Here is a 13,668-nt window from a genome sequence, read left to right as displayed (position 1 = left end):
TCCTGACGCTCAGTGCCCAATGAATTAAGGAGGACATGGATGAAGTCGTCAGCCAGCGACGAACCGCGAGCACCCGGTCAGGCGCCGATCAAGACCCGCCGTTTCGGCGTTTCACTGGTATGGATCGTGCCCATCGTGGCCGTCCTGGTGGGCATCTCACTGGTGATCCACAACATCCTCCAGGAAGGCCCGACCATCACCGTCACCTTCAAGACCGGTGACGGCCTCACCGCCAACAAGACCGAAGTGCGCTACCGCAACGTGGTCATCGGGCATGTCTCGGATGTCGAACTGGCCGACGACCATAAAAACGTCAACGCCACGATCAAACTCGCCAAACAGGCCGAAAGCTTCACCCGCGAAGACTCGCAGTTCTGGGTGGTGCGCCCGCGCATTGGCGCGGGCGGTGTGTCCGGCATCGACACCCTGCTCTCCGGTGACTACATCGGCGCCGACATTGGTCAGGCGAACAACCGCGCCAAACATTTCACCGGTCTGGAGAACCCGCCGCCGATCACCTACGGCGAACCGGGCAAACGCTTCACTCTGCACGCGCCCGACCTCGGGTCGCTGGACATCGGCTCGCCGGTCTACTACCGCAAGATTCCCGTCGGCCAAGTGGTGTCTTACTCGCTGGATAGCGATGGCAAAGGCGTCAACATCGAAGTGTTCGTCAATTCGCCCAACGACGCCTACGTCACCGAAAACACGCGGTTCTGGAACGCCAGCGGCATTGACGTCAACGTCGGCGCCAACGGCTTTGCGGTGAAAACCGAATCGCTGTCGACCCTGTTGGTCGGCGGCATCGCCTTTCGCGCGCCGGATTACAGCCCCAATGACACCACCGCCGCTGAGGACAAGGATTTCGAGCTGTTCGCCGACCAGACCACTGCCCTCGCCCCACCCAATGGCAAGGCGCAATACCTGACCCTGCGTTTCGATCAGGCCCTGCGCGGGCTCAAGGTCGATGCGCCGGTGGAGTTCCTGGGGGTCGAGATCGGTCGTGTAGTAGCGGTCAATCTTGATTTCGACGAAGTCAAACGGACGTTCCCGGTGAATGTCGGCATCGTCATCTACCCGCAACGCCTCGGCCGCGCCCACGCGAAAATCCTCAAGACCTACAAGGGCGATGAAAACGACGAAGCCACCGGTGCGCGGCTGATCGGCACCTTCATCGAAAACGGCCTGCGCGCCCAGGCACGCAACGGCAACCTGCTCACCGGGCAGTTGTACATTTCGCTGGATTTCTACCCGAAAGCGCCGAAAGTCGCCTTCGACGCCACGGCCCGGCCGATCAGCATTCCGACCGTCCCCGGCAGCCTCGAACAGTTGCAGGAAAAACTCGAAGCGATGGTCAACAAGATCAACGCACTGCCGGTGGAACGCATCGCCAGCAACCTCGACAGCAATCTGGTCGAGCTGCGCAAAGGCCTCAGCCAGTTCAACGCCAAGACCTTGCCGAGCGTGCAAAGCACACTCGCCGACGTCAGCAAGACCTTGCAGTCGGCCAATTCGACCCTTGCCGAAGATTCGCCGCAACGCGAGCAACTGGGGCAGACCCTCGACGAACTCGGACGCATGTCGCGCTCTTTGCGTGAACTGTCGGATTACCTTGGCCGGCATCCGGAATCGCTGATTCGCGGACGACCCGACAACGCCGCACCGCTGGACCTCAAAGGACCGCCACGCAATTGAGCACAGGAGCGAAACCCATGGCATCACCGCTGAAAATCAGCGTGCTCGCGGCGATCATGCTACTCGGCGCCTGCCGCAGCGACCCGATCAGCTTTCACACCCTGACCCCGGTGCATCAAGGCGCCGGGCGCAGCGGTGCGGACATTGCCATCGAGAGCATCAGCGTGCCGCCGCAGGTCGATCGGCCGCAAATCGTCATCCGTGAAGGCAACAGTGGCCTGGCGATTCTCGAAACCGATTGGTGGGGTGCCAGCCTGATCGACGAACTGCGCAGCGCCCTGCTTGACCAGTTGAGCAACGGCGCGGGCCAGCAACGCTCATCGGTGCGCGTCGACGTGCAGCGCTTCGATTCGATTCCCGGCCAATACGCGTTGATCGACGTGAAATGGCGCCTGCGTGCGCTCGGCGCGCCGGATGCCGAATTGCTGAGCTGTCGCTCGATCCTGCAAACGCCCTCGGGGCCGAGCATTGAGGAACTGGTGACGGCGCAGCAGAACAACGTCAAACGTCTGGCCGCGCAGATCACTCAGGCCGCGAGCAGTTCGCGCGGTTGCCCAGCTGCGGGTTGACTCAGCTCACAGATCGAAACGATCCACCGCCCGCCTCCGCTCGTTGTCATCGCGCACATCGTAGTTGGCGGTGGTCTGGATGTTGCTGTGATGCGCCAGTTTCTGCGCGATCGACAGGTCGTGCTCTTCGATCACCCGCGTAATGAATGAACGACGGAAATCGTGGGGCATGATCTTCACCCCGACCTGCGTGCCGCGCTGACGGGCGATGTAGTAGATCGCGTGTTTGGTGATGCGCTCGCGGGTGATGTGGTTGCCACGGCGAATGCGGTTGAACAGAAACGCATCATCGCTCTCGCCTTCCTTGAGTTGCGAACGGCGCAGTTCCAGCCAGGCATTGAGTTTGGCGAACGCCCAGGTCGGCGCGTACTTGATCAATTGTTTGTTGCCCTTGCCGGTGACGGTCAGGCTGCGCTCGCTGAAGTCGACCTGATTCAGATCCAGGTCCACCGATTCCGACTTGCGCATGCCGGTGCCATACAGCAGCGCGATCACCGCGGCGTCGCGCAGGCCTTGCGGACGCGGATCGGCGGCGCAGACTTCCATCAATTCGTGAATCAGCGTGCGCTTGAGGTTGCGACCCTGGGACAGGCGCGTGCCGGCGATGGCCTTGACCGAACGCATCTTCAATAGATGATCCTGACTGATCAGGCTCATGCGCCAGGCTTCGTTCATCACACCGCGCACGGCATTCACGTACAGCGAAGAAGTGTTCGGCGCGTAGCCGTCTTCGCGCAACGCCGCGACCAGCGCCACGACGTCTTCCGGTTGCAGGCCATGCCAGGGGATGTCTTCGATGTCGACGTCTTCGAAGCCGAGGCGATCGGCAGCGTCCTGCAAGACGTAGCGCATGGTCAGCTGGCTGGAGGGCGCCAGGCGCGTCAGGTAAAGCGTCAATGGATTAGCGCTGGACGCGGTGGATTCAGTACTCGACAAGTCAATCAAACGAAACGGCCTTGGTAAAAATGCAATTCAACAAAACGACACGATGACAAAAACGGGCAAGTGCCGGGCTGCCCCAAAAAAAGGCCTACAACCTGCCGCCCGACCGCGTGAAAGTCAATCAGGCATTCCCCGGTCGGTAGCCCAACCCTTTGAATTTCAGTGCTTTTCAGACAATCGGGTGCTGGCATTGAGCCTGCGCCAAGTGAACGGCCGTCAGTATCGCCTGCCTGTCTGCACCGCCAGGAAGTCGCGTCGCGCAAAACAGTAGGCAAATTGAAACATGCCCTTGCCTATCCTGACCGTACGTCATGAACACCCGTCCGGCTCAGGAGTGTCCTATGAAAATCACGGTCTTTGGCAGCGGTTACGTGGGTCTTGTGCAAGCGGCGGTATTGGCCGAGGTGGGCCACGAGGTCGTGTGCATGGACGTTGATCAGCACAAGATCGACCAGTTGCGCCAGGGTCACGTCAGCATCTTCGAGCCGGGGCTGGCGAATCTGGTGCGCGAGGGCTTGGACGCCAAACGTCTGCACTTCACCAGCGACGAAAAACTTGCCGTGCAGCACGGTCGGGTGGCCTTTATCGCCGTGGGTACGCCATCGCGTGAGGATGGCTCGGCGGACCTGCGTTACGTGCTCTCAGTGGGCGACGCGATTGCCCGGCACCGTGAGCAACCGTTGATCGTGGTGGAGAAATCCACAGTGCCGGTGGGCACCGGTGACACCTTGCGCGCTTATATCGAAAAGGCCCTGATCAAGGTCGGCCGGCTGCTGCAGTTCGATATCGTCTCCAATCCGGAATTTCTCAAGGAAGGCTCGGCCGTCGCCGACTGCCGCCGCCCGGACCGCATCATCATCGGTTGCGAAGGCAATGAAGTGCGCGACGTGATGCGTGATCTGTATGCGCCGTTCAACCGCAACCATGACCGCATCCTGTTCATGGACCTGCGCAGTGCCGAACTGACCAAATACGCCGCCAACTGCATGCTCGCGACCAAGATCAGCTTCATCAACCAGATCGCCGAACTCGCCGAACACGTGGGCGCCGACATCGAAGCGGTGCGCCAGGGCATCGGCGCCGACACGCGCATCGGTTATCACTTCATTTATCCGGGCTGCGGTTATGGCGGCTCGTGCTTTCCCAAGGACATGCGCGCGCTGATCCACAGCGCCGAACAAGCACACTGCTCCAGCGACTTGCTGCAAGCGGTCGAGGCGATCAACCAGCGGCAGAAGCACAAGCTGTTCGAGCGCATCAACGCCTTCTACCGCGGCGACCTGCGCGGCAAGACCTTCGCCCTGTGGGGCCTGGCGTTCAAACCCAACACCGACGACATGCGCGAAGCACCGAGCCGGGTCCTGCTCGAAGCATTGTGGGCAGCCGGCGCCAGCGTCCGCGCCTTCGACCCCGAAGCCATGCAGCAAACCCAGAACCTCTACCCCGACGAAGCGAAACTGCTGCTGATGGGCACCCCCGAATCGGTCCTGCCCGGCGCCGACGCCCTGATCATCTGCACCGAGTGGCAACCCTTCAAAGCCCCGGACTTCGACCTGATCAAACAACGCCTCAAAAGCCCGGTGATCTTCGACGGCCGCAACCTCTACGACCCCGAACGCCTGGCCCGCAACGGCTTCCACTACTTCGCCATGGGCCGCGGCGAATCGCAGCAACTGCCGATCCCGCTGCAACAATGGCCGCGTGCGTCGGATGTGGCGTGAGTCGTCCTGTTTATGCGCAGGATTTCCAAGTTCATTCCAAACAGACAACGCCGACCCTCACCCTAGCCCTCTCCCGGAGGGAGAGGGGACTGATCGTGGTGGATGTGAGATATACGCCGACCTGGATACCGAGTCGTACGCGATTCTCAAAAGTCAAAAGCCCACCCTAGCCCTCTCCCGGAGGGAGAGGGAACTGATCGGGGTGATTGTGAGGGCTACGTCGACCTGCGATACCGAGTCGAATGCAAATCTCAAAACCAACCAAAATCGGCTCCCTCTCCCTCCGGGAGAGGGCTGGGGTGAGGGGCAGCCACACCACCAATTCCAAGCCAACCGCTCCGCTCTTCACCACTCAACAATGAGCGTTAGCTCGAGTGCTCTTGATCTTGATCTTGCCTAACCGGCGACATCGGAAGGCTGAGTGGAGGGATTGATCCGGGCGTGGGAGCGCAGCGACCGTACGACGAAGTCGTACACAGCGGAAGTAGGTGCAGCGAAGCAAACCGTAGCCGCTGCGCCCGGAGCGATCCCGCAGCGAAGGAACCCGAGCCTGCGAGGGCCGAACGTAGGAGCAAGCGTTTTGGGTTACCTTTTTGGCGTTTGAAAAAGGTGACCCGCTGTAAGAGCGGAACCTTAAGTAGCCGTTACCGCAGCAACGGATATGTACTCAATCAGCCAGAAAACCATAGCCAGACAAACCGCCTTCGCGAGCAGGCTCGCTCCCACAAGGGATTTCGGTATGGCCCTTGACCGCCAGCAGACGCACAGGGAGGATGACCCTCGCCCGCCAAGCCTCTGAAACAAGGACATTCAAACTTCGTGGCCACCTATTCGCCCCTCATTCGCCGATTGATGATCAGCTCCCTGAGCGTCGTCGTCAGCCGTGCCCTGATCAGCCCACTGCTGACCCTGTTCCTGAGCAACAAACTCGGCCTCAACCCCCAGGACGTAGGCCTGCTTCTGGGCATCGCCGTATTCAGCGCCACGCTGCTGTCCTTGTACGGCGGCTACATCATCGACCGGCTCGACAAACGCCGCTTGCTGATCCTCACCATGCTCTCCAGCGGCATCGGCCTGATCCTGCTCACCTTCGCGCAAAACCTCTACCTGGTCACGCTCGTGCTGATCATCAGCGAAACCGCCTCGGCGCTGTTCCTGATCGGCTCCAAAGCCATCCTCAGCGAAAACTTGCCAGTAGGCCAACGGGGCAAGGCGTTCTCGCTCAATTACACGCTGACCAACATCGGCTACGCCGTCGGCCCGATGATCGGCGTGGTCATCGCCGGTGTGCAGCCGGCGGCGCCTTTCATCGTTGCGGGCATGATCGCCATCGGCAGTATCTTTCTTCTGTTCGGCGCTGCCCGGGAAGCCAGTCCGGCCGCAACCCTCACGCCACCACAGAGTTTCCTCAACACACTGATCATCCTCAAGAACGACCGCACGATGATCCTGTTCACCCTCGGCTGCCTGCTCAGCACGCTGGTGCACGGGCGCTTTACCCTGTACCTGTCGCAATACCTGCTGGTCACCCACACCCAGCAACAGACGCTCGACACCATGGCCGCCCTGCTCGCCTGCAACGCGATCACGGTGATCCTGTTGCAATATCAGGTCGGCCGCTTGCTCAGTCGCGAACACTTGCGTTACTGGATTGCCGGCGGCACCGCGCTGTTCATCGTCGGCCTGATCGGTTTCAGTCTGGCCGACAGCCTCGTTGGCTGGTGCGTGGCGATGTTCATCTTCACCCTCGGCGAAATGATCATCTACCCGGCCGATTTTCTCTTCGTCGACACCCTCGCCCCGGAAGAATTGCGCGGCAGCTACTACGGCGCGCAGAACCTCGCCGCGCTCGGCGGTGCGGCGAGTCCGGTCATGTGCGGCTTTCTGTTGATGCACACGGCGGCGCCAAGCATGTTCTATGCCCTGAGTGCGCTGGCAGCAGCGGGCGGTTATCTGTGCTTCATCAGTGGACGCCGCGTCGCTTCAATTCAAAAATAATGCACTAAATCTGCATTAATATGAATTTGTCAGCATCGACTTTGCCCGGCACACTGTGCGCGTTCCTCCCCCAATGTTGGAACGCTTCGAGGGCTTTCCGGATATGCCGGACAAGTCCTTTTTTTTGTCTCGAATTTGCTGCAAAGGATCGGATTCACATGCTCGCTCGCTGGTTGCCCGCCGCCATCAACACCCGTCCCACCGAATGGAGCCGCGCCGCCATCGGCATGGCGCTGGGGACGTTGTTCAGTGTCTGGATGTGCGCACAAGTCTTCGGCCATGACGTTGCCTATCACCTGATCGGCCCGCTGGGCGCATCGGCAGTGCTGCTGTTCGCCGTGTCCTCGGGCGCCCTCGCCCAGCCATGGTCGATCCTTGGCGGTTATCTGTGTGCCGGCGTCGTGGCGCTGCTGGTCGCTCACGTCCTCGGCCGCACCCTCGGCAGTGCCTGTCTGGCGGCGGGCATGGCGTTGATTCTGATGTGCTGGCTGCGTTGCCTGCATCCACCGGCCGGTGCCCTGGCTTTGACGTTGGTGCTGGCTGACCCCGCCACCATCGCCATGGACTGGAAAGCCATGGAACCGGTAATGCTCGGCGCGTTGTGCATGCTCGGCAGCGCCCTCGCCTACAACAACCTGACCCGCATCCGCTACCCGAAACGCCCGGCCGAACCGGCGCCGCTGGTGACGCCGGTCGACAGCCTCGCCATCACCGCCGAAGACCTGAAACTGGCGCTGGCGGAGATGGAGGCGTTTATCGACGTCACCCCCGAAGACCTTGAGCGCCTGGTGCACGTCAGCGAGCTGTATGCCAAGCGTCGCAGCATCGGGGAAGTTTTTTCCAAGTAATTTTTCGCGGTTCGACTAAGGTAAAAACGCAAACAGCGCCTGCACATATCCGGGTTGTACACGACAATTTTGCACTGTTACGATCGGCTACGGCCCGTTCGCGGGCTTTTCGAATAAAGACAATAAAAGCAGGGAGTTACAGATGACAGCTCAGGCTTCATCCCAGCGGACCCCGTCCATGGATGCCACGCAAAACGAAGTGCTGGCCGAGGTGCGCAACCACATCGGTCACCTGACCCTGAACCGCCCCGCCGGCCTCAACGCCATCACCCTCGACATGGTCCGTCAGCTGCAACAGCAGCTCGATGCCTGGGCTACCGATGCCAACGTGCACGCTATTGTTCTGCGCGGCGCCGGCGAAAAAGCCTTCTGCGCCGGCGGCGACATTCGTTCGCTGTATGACAGCTTCAAAAGCGGCGACACCCTGCATGAAGATTTCTTTGTCGAGGAATACGCCCTCGACCTGACCCTCCATCACTACCGCAAACCGGTGCTGGCGCTGATGGACGGTTTCGTCCTCGGCGGTGGCATGGGCCTGGTGCAAGGCGCCGATTTGCGCGTGGTCACCGAGAAGAGCCGTCTGGCGATGCCGGAAGTGGCGATCGGTTATTTCCCGGATGTAGGCGGTAGCTATTTCCTCACGCGCATTCCCGGCGAACTGGGGATTTACCTGGGCGTCAGCGGCGTGCAGATTCGTGCGGCCGATGCGCTGTATTGCGGCCTGGCCGACTGGTATCTGGACAGCAGCAAACTGGCGCTGCTCGATGAAAAACTCGATCAGATGGAATGGCAGGACACGCCGCTCAAAGCGCTGCAGAACCTGCTCGCCAAGCACGCCGTGCAAACCCTCCCGGATGCGCCGCTGCAAGCCCTGCGCCCGGCCATCGATCACTTTTTCGCCCTGCCGGATGTGCCGAGCATGGTCGAGCAAATGCGCGAAGTGACCGTCGCCAACAGCCACGACTGGGCGCTGACTACCGCTGATTTGCTGGAAACCCGCTCGCCGCTGGCGATGGCCGTGACGCTGGAAATGCTCCGCCGCGGACGTCAACTGAGCCTTGAGCGTTGCTTTGACCTGGAACTGCATCTGGATCGCCAATGGTTTGCCCGTGGCGATCTGATCGAGGGCGTGCGCGCGCTGTTGATCGATAAAGACAAGATACCGCGCTGGAATCCGCCGACCCTCGCCGAACTGGACGTTGCGCACGTCGTGAGTTTTTTCCACGGTTTTGATGAGAGCGGGAGCTGAGCCATGCACGATCTCGAATTGACTGAAGAACAAGTGATGATCCGCGACATGGCCCGGGATTTTGCCCGTGGCGAGATCGCACCGCACGCACAAGCCTGGGAAAAGGCTGGCTGGATCGACGACGCGCTGGTGGCGAAGATGGGCGAACTCGGTCTGCTCGGCATGGTGGTGCCGGAAGAATGGGGCGGCACTTACGTCGACTACGTCGCCTATGCGCTGGCCGTAGAGGAAATCTCCGCCGGTGACGGGGCCACCGGTGCGTTCATGAGCATCCACAACTCGGTGGGCTGCGGGCCGGTGCTCAATTACGGCAGCGACGAGCAGAAGCAAACCTGGCTGGCTGATCTGGCCAGCGGGCAAACCATCGGCTGCTTCTGCCTGACCGAGCCGCAGGCCGGCTCCGAAGCGCACAACCTGCGCACGCGCGCTGAATTGCGCGACGGCCAATGGGTGATCAACGGCGCCAAGCAATTTGTCAGCAACGGCAAACGGGCGAAGCTGGCGATCGTGTTTGCGGTGACCGATCCGGAGCTGGGCAAGAAAGGCCTTTCGGCGTTTCTGGTGCCGACCGATACCGCGGGTTTCATCGTCGATCGTACCGAACACAAAATGGGCATCCGCGCCTCGGACACCTGCGCCGTGACGCTGAACAACTGCAGCATTCCCGAAGCCAACCTGCTCGGCGAACGCGGCAAAGGCCTGGCGATCGCCTTGTCCAACCTCGAAGGCGGACGCATCGGCATCGCCGCGCAAGCATTGGGCATCGCCCGGGCAGCGTTCGAAGCGGCGCTGGCGTATGCCCAGGAGCGCGTGCAGTTCGACAAGCCGATCATCGAACACCAGAGCATCGCCAACCTGCTGGCCGACATGCACCTGCAGATCAACGCGGCACGCTTGCTGATACTGCATGCGGCGCGGCTGCGCACGGCGGGCAAACCGTGTTTGTCGGAAGCGTCGCAGGCCAAGCTGTTTGCCTCGGAAATGGCCGAGAAGGTCTGCTCGTCAGCGATTCAGATTCATGGCGGCTATGGCTATCTGGAGGATTACCCGGTCGAGAAGTACTACCGCGATGCGCGGATTACCCAGATTTATGAGGGTTCGAGCGAGATTCAGCGGATGGTGATTGCGCGGGATTTGAAGAACTATCAGTTGTAGTGGTGTCGGCCCTTCCCCTCATCGGAACGCCGCCCGCCCAGCCCTCTCCCCAGGGAGAGGGAGCCGACCGAGGTGTCTGGCGCTATGCATCGACCTGAAAAACCGAGTCGATTGTAGATTCAGTGAAGCCTGCTCAGGTTGGCACACATCTACAGCATCCCCCAATCAGTCCCCTCTCCCTCCGGGAGAGGGCTAGGGTGAGGGGCTTTTGCCTTGGCTTTTGCTTTTGCTTCTGCCGCTTACTTACCCTGAAACTCAGCAGCCCGCTTGCCAATAAACGCCGCCATCCCTTCTTTCTGATCCTGCGTGGCAAACGCGGCATGAAACACCCGACGCTCAAACCGCACGCCTTCGCTCAGATTGACTTCAAAGGCGCGGTTCACGCTTTCCTTGATCATCATCGCAATCGGCAGTGACTTGTCGGCAATCACCGCCGCCACTTTCAGCGCTTCATCAAGCAATTCATCACTCGGCACGATCCGCGCGACGATGCCGCAGCGCTCGGCTTCCACGGCATCGATCATGCGCCCGCTCAGGCACATTTCCATGGCTTTGGCCTTGCCCACGGCGCGGGTCAGGCGTTGGGTGCCGCCCATGCCAGGGAGCACGCCGAGGTTGATTTCCGGTTGGCCGAATCTGGCGTTGTCGCCGGCCAGGATGAAGTCGCACATCAACGCCAGTTCGCAACCGCCGCCAAGGGCGAAACCGTTGACCGCAGCGATGATCGGCTTGCGGCGGTTGGCGACGCGGTCGCTGTCGCTGAACAGATCGTCCATGTAGATCTGCGGATAGGTCAGCTCGGCCATTTCCTTGATATCGGCCCCGGCGGCAAAAGCCTTTTTCGAACCGGTAAGCACGATGCAGCCAATATTGACGTCAGCTTCCAGCGCGTCGAGGGCCTGGTTCACTTCGCTGACCAGTTGTGCATTCAGCGCATTCAGCGCCTGCGGCCGGTTGAGGGTGATCAGGCCGACGCGGCCGTGGGTTTCGAGCAGGATGGTTTCGTACGTCATGAAGAAGATTCCTTGTCAGAGATTGCGCGAAATGACCATGCGCTGAATGTCGCTGGTGCCTTCGTAGATCTGGCAGACCCGCACGTCGCGGTAGATGCGTTCCAGCGGAAAGTCGTTGAGGTAACCGTAACCGCCAAGGGTTTGCAAGGCCATCGAGCAGACCTTCTCGGCCATCTCCGAGGCGAACAGCTTGGCCATCGATGCCTCGACCAGTGCCGGCTGGCCGCTGTCACGCAAGGCTGCCGCGTAATGCACCATTTGCCGGGCGACAGCGATCTGCGTGGCCATGTCGGCCAGACGAAACGCCACCGCCTGATGCTCGATGATCGGCTTGCCAAAGGTGTCACGTTCACGGGCGTAGTCGCGCGCCGCTTCGAAGGCTGCGCGGGCCATGCCCACCGACTGCGCGGCGATGCCGACGCGGCCACCCTCGAGGTTGGCCAGGGCGATCTTGTAGCCTTCGCCCTCCTCGCCCAGACGGTTGGCCAGCGGCACCTTGAGTTCTTCGAAAAGAATCTGGCAGGTGTCCGACGCATGCTGGCCTAGTTTGTCTTCGACCCGCGCGACGCTGTAGCCCGGTGAATCAGTGGGCACGATAAACGCGCTGATGCCGCGCTTGCCGGCGCTCGGATCGGTCACCGCAAACACAATCACCACCCCGGCGTTTTGCCCAGAGGTGATGAACTGCTTGCAGCCATTGAGCACGTAATGATCGCCCTCGCGCCGGGCGCGGGTCTTCAGGCTGCTGGCATCGGAGCCGGCCTGCGGCTCGGTCAGGGCAAAGGCGCCAAGCATCGCGCCGCTGGCCAGCGGCTTGAGAAAGCGTTCGCGCTGATCGTCATTGCCGAACTTGAGGATCGGCACGCAACCCACTGAGTTGTGCACGCTCATGATTGTCGAGCAGGCGCCGTCGCCGGCAGCAATTTCCTCCAGGGCCATGGCGTAGGCCAGGTAACCGGTCTCGCAACCGCCCCACTGCTCCGGCACCAGCATGCCGAAAAACCCCAGCTCGGCCATCTCGGCGATGGCTTCCCTGGGGAAACGGTGCTCGCGATCCCACTCGGCGGCGAACGGCTTGAGGCGCTCCTCGGCGAACTGCCGGGCCATGTCGCGGATCTGGGTTTGGTCTTCGTTGGGAATCATGGTGAATCCTTATATATCAGTCGCTCTGCTAACCCTGTAGGAGTGAGCCTGCTCGCGATAGCGGTGGGTCAGACAAATCATTACTGACTGAAAAGACGCTATCGCGAGCAGGCTCACTCCTACAAAGGAACTGCGTAAATCAATAAACGCATTCCACAGCCATGGCCGTGGCTTCGCCGCCGCCAATGCAGATTGCCGCAATACCACGCTTGAGCTGCTTCTGCCGCAGCGCCGCCAGTAAGGTCACCAGAATCCGCGCACCGGACGCGCCGATCGGGTGACCGAGCGCACAAGCCCCGCCGTGCACGTTGAGCTTGTCGTGGGGGATTTCCAGGTGGGTCATCGCCGCCATGCCGACCACGGCGAACGCTTCGTTGACCTCGAACAGGTCGACCTGCTCCAGCGTCCAGCCGGTTTTCTTGATCAGCTTCTTGATCGCTCCGATCGGCGCGGTCGGGAACAGCCCCGGCGTGTCCGCGAAAGCGGCGTGGCCATGGATCACCGCCAGCGGTTTCAAGCCCAGGGTTTGCGCCTGCGATTGACGCATCAGCACCAGCGCCGCGGCACCATCGGAGATCGAGCTCGAGTTGGCCGCAGTCACCGTACCGCCTTCGCGGAACGCCGGTTTCAGCGAAGCAACCTTGTCCAGTTTGGCTTTTGGCGGCTGTTCATCATGGCTGATGAGCACCTGCTCTTTGCCCACGGTTACGGTCAGCGGAACGATTTCGTCTGTGAAGCTGCCGTCCTTTATCGCCTGCTGGGCGCGGGTGGTCGAGGCGATGGCGAACGCATCCTGGGCTTCGCGGCTGAAGCCATTGGTTTCGGCGCAGTCTTCAGCGAAGGTGCCCATCAGGCGACCTTTGTCGTAGGCGTCTTCGAGACCGTCGAGGAACATCGAATCGAGCACGCGGCCATGGCCCATGCGGTAACCGGCGCGGGCGCGATCGAGCAGATACGGCGAGTTGGACATGCTTTCCATGCCCCCGGCGATCACCACATCGGCGCTGCCGGCGATGAGCATGTCGTGGGCGAGAATGCTGGTTTCCATGCCCGAGCCGCACATCTTGTTGACCGTGGTGCAGCGGGTCGATTTATCCAGCCCGGCGCCCAGCGCAGCCTGACGTGCCGGCGCCTGGCCGAGGCCGGCAGGCAGCACGCAACCGAACAGCACCTCGTCGACCGCATCGCTGGCGACACCGGCGCGCTCGACGGCGGCCTTGATGGCGGCAGCACCGAGCTGCGGCGCGGTGAGGCTCTTCAGTTCGCCCTGAAACCCACCCATCGGCGTGCGCACTGCGCTGACGATGACAATCGGATCATTGGAAATAGTCATGG

At 61.3% G+C, this 13,668-nt stretch carries 11 protein-coding genes; 7 read left to right on the top strand and 4 right to left on the bottom strand.

What is annotated here, in order from left to right; all coding sequences use genetic code 11:
- Positions 1 to 39: 39 nt before the first annotated feature.
- Together J3P75_RS13780 and J3P75_RS13775 are read left to right on the top strand one after the other, a co-directional pair.
- Positions 40 to 1,695 carry an intermembrane transport protein PqiB gene (locus J3P75_RS13780; RefSeq protein ID WP_434711164.1) on the top strand — a complete coding sequence of 552 codons (1,656 nt, stop codon included), beginning with the start codon at positions 40 to 42 and terminating at the stop codon, positions 1,693 to 1,695.
- Positions 1,696 to 1,712: 17 nt separating this feature from the next.
- Entirely contained in the window at positions 1,713 to 2,264 is a 552-nt protein-coding gene (locus J3P75_RS13775; protein ID WP_434711163.1) for a PqiC family protein, read from the top strand.
- A 6-nt stretch (positions 2,265 to 2,270) separates the two neighbouring features.
- Here J3P75_RS13775 and J3P75_RS13770 read toward each other — a convergent pair whose 3' ends face one another.
- On the bottom strand, positions 2,271 to 3,116 hold the full coding sequence (locus J3P75_RS13770; protein WP_231990226.1) for a site-specific integrase: 846 nt from the start codon (positions 3,114 to 3,116) through the stop codon (positions 2,271 to 2,273).
- Between the two features lie 431 nt (positions 3,117 to 3,547).
- On the opposite strand from J3P75_RS13770, the gene J3P75_RS13765 reads away from it, so the two are divergent.
- The 5 genes from J3P75_RS13765 to J3P75_RS13745 all read left to right on the top strand — a co-directional run bounded on the left by J3P75_RS13765 (position 3,548) and on the right by J3P75_RS13745 (position 10,177).
- Positions 3,548 to 4,927 carry a UDP-glucose dehydrogenase family protein gene (locus J3P75_RS13765; protein ID WP_434711162.1) on the top strand — a complete coding sequence of 460 codons (1,380 nt, stop codon included), beginning with the start codon at positions 3,548 to 3,550 and terminating at the stop codon, positions 4,925 to 4,927.
- Between the two features lie 819 nt (positions 4,928 to 5,746).
- Positions 5,747 to 6,925 carry an MFS transporter gene (locus J3P75_RS13760; protein WP_434711161.1) on the top strand — a complete coding sequence of 393 codons (1,179 nt, stop codon included), beginning with the start codon at positions 5,747 to 5,749 and terminating at the stop codon, positions 6,923 to 6,925.
- A 158-nt stretch (positions 6,926 to 7,083) separates the two neighbouring features.
- Complete coding sequence (locus tag J3P75_RS13755; protein WP_434711160.1) at positions 7,084 to 7,773, top strand: HPP family protein; 690 nt, start codon at positions 7,084 to 7,086, stop codon at positions 7,771 to 7,773.
- A gap of 142 nt (positions 7,774 to 7,915) precedes the next feature.
- Positions 7,916 to 9,022 carry an enoyl-CoA hydratase/isomerase family protein gene (locus J3P75_RS13750; protein ID WP_434711159.1) on the top strand — a complete coding sequence of 369 codons (1,107 nt, stop codon included), beginning with the start codon at positions 7,916 to 7,918 and terminating at the stop codon, positions 9,020 to 9,022.
- Between the two features lie 3 nt (positions 9,023 to 9,025).
- Positions 9,026 to 10,177, top strand: a complete 1,152-nt coding sequence (locus J3P75_RS13745; RefSeq protein WP_434711158.1) for an acyl-CoA dehydrogenase family protein — start codon at positions 9,026 to 9,028, stop codon at positions 10,175 to 10,177.
- Between the two features lie 239 nt (positions 10,178 to 10,416).
- On the opposite strand, the gene J3P75_RS13740 is transcribed toward J3P75_RS13745, so the two are convergent.
- The 3 genes from J3P75_RS13740 to J3P75_RS13730 all read right to left on the bottom strand — a co-directional run bounded on the left by J3P75_RS13740 (position 10,417) and on the right by J3P75_RS13730 (position 13,666).
- Positions 10,417 to 11,190, bottom strand: a complete 774-nt coding sequence (locus J3P75_RS13740; RefSeq protein ID WP_434711156.1) for an enoyl-CoA hydratase — start codon at positions 11,188 to 11,190, stop codon at positions 10,417 to 10,419.
- 15 nt (positions 11,191 to 11,205) lie between these two features.
- The gene (locus J3P75_RS13735) at positions 11,206 to 12,333 is read right to left on the bottom strand and encodes an acyl-CoA dehydrogenase family protein (RefSeq protein WP_206415407.1); all 1,128 of its coding nucleotides are present in this window, start codon (positions 12,331 to 12,333) and stop codon (positions 11,206 to 11,208) included.
- A 139-nt stretch (positions 12,334 to 12,472) separates the two neighbouring features.
- Positions 12,473 to 13,666, bottom strand: a complete 1,194-nt coding sequence (locus tag J3P75_RS13730; protein ID WP_434711155.1) for an acetyl-CoA C-acyltransferase — start codon at positions 13,664 to 13,666, stop codon at positions 12,473 to 12,475.
- Positions 13,667 to 13,668 lie beyond the last annotated feature (2 nt).

Origin of the sequence: Pseudomonas sp. R1-1, assembly GCF_051132135.1 — a bacterium.
Classification (GTDB): domain Bacteria; phylum Pseudomonadota; class Gammaproteobacteria; order Pseudomonadales; family Pseudomonadaceae; genus Aquipseudomonas.
Note: the sequence above shows the minus strand (reverse complement) of the source record. Positions and strands in the feature narration are given on the sequence as shown.

Bases quoted from the DNA above. Each gene is read 5' to 3' on its own strand.
- J3P75_RS13750 (WP_434711159.1), top strand. From the start codon at position 7,916: ATGACAGCTCAGGCTTCATCCCAGCGGACCCCGTCCATGGATGCCACG.
- J3P75_RS13745 (WP_434711158.1), top strand. From the start codon at position 9,026: ATGCACGATCTCGAATTGACTGAAGAACAAGTGATGATCCGCGACATG.
- J3P75_RS13765 (WP_434711162.1), top strand. From the start codon at position 3,548: ATGAAAATCACGGTCTTTGGCAGCGGTTACGTGGGTCTTGTGCAAGCG.
- J3P75_RS13770 (WP_231990226.1), bottom strand. From the start codon at position 3,116: ATGCGCTACGTCTTGCAGGACGCTGCCGATCGCCTCGGCTTCGAAGAC.
- J3P75_RS13755 (WP_434711160.1), top strand. From the start codon at position 7,084: ATGCTCGCTCGCTGGTTGCCCGCCGCCATCAACACCCGTCCCACCGAA.
- J3P75_RS13775 (WP_434711163.1), top strand. From the start codon at position 1,713: ATGGCATCACCGCTGAAAATCAGCGTGCTCGCGGCGATCATGCTACTC.
- J3P75_RS13780 (WP_434711164.1), top strand. From the start codon at position 40: ATGAAGTCGTCAGCCAGCGACGAACCGCGAGCACCCGGTCAGGCGCCG.
- J3P75_RS13730 (WP_434711155.1), bottom strand. From the start codon at position 13,666: ATGACTATTTCCAATGATCCGATTGTCATCGTCAGCGCAGTGCGCACG.
- J3P75_RS13735 (WP_206415407.1), bottom strand. From the start codon at position 12,333: ATGATTCCCAACGAAGACCAAACCCAGATCCGCGACATGGCCCGGCAG.
- J3P75_RS13740 (WP_434711156.1), bottom strand. From the start codon at position 11,190: ATGACGTACGAAACCATCCTGCTCGAAACCCACGGCCGCGTCGGCCTG.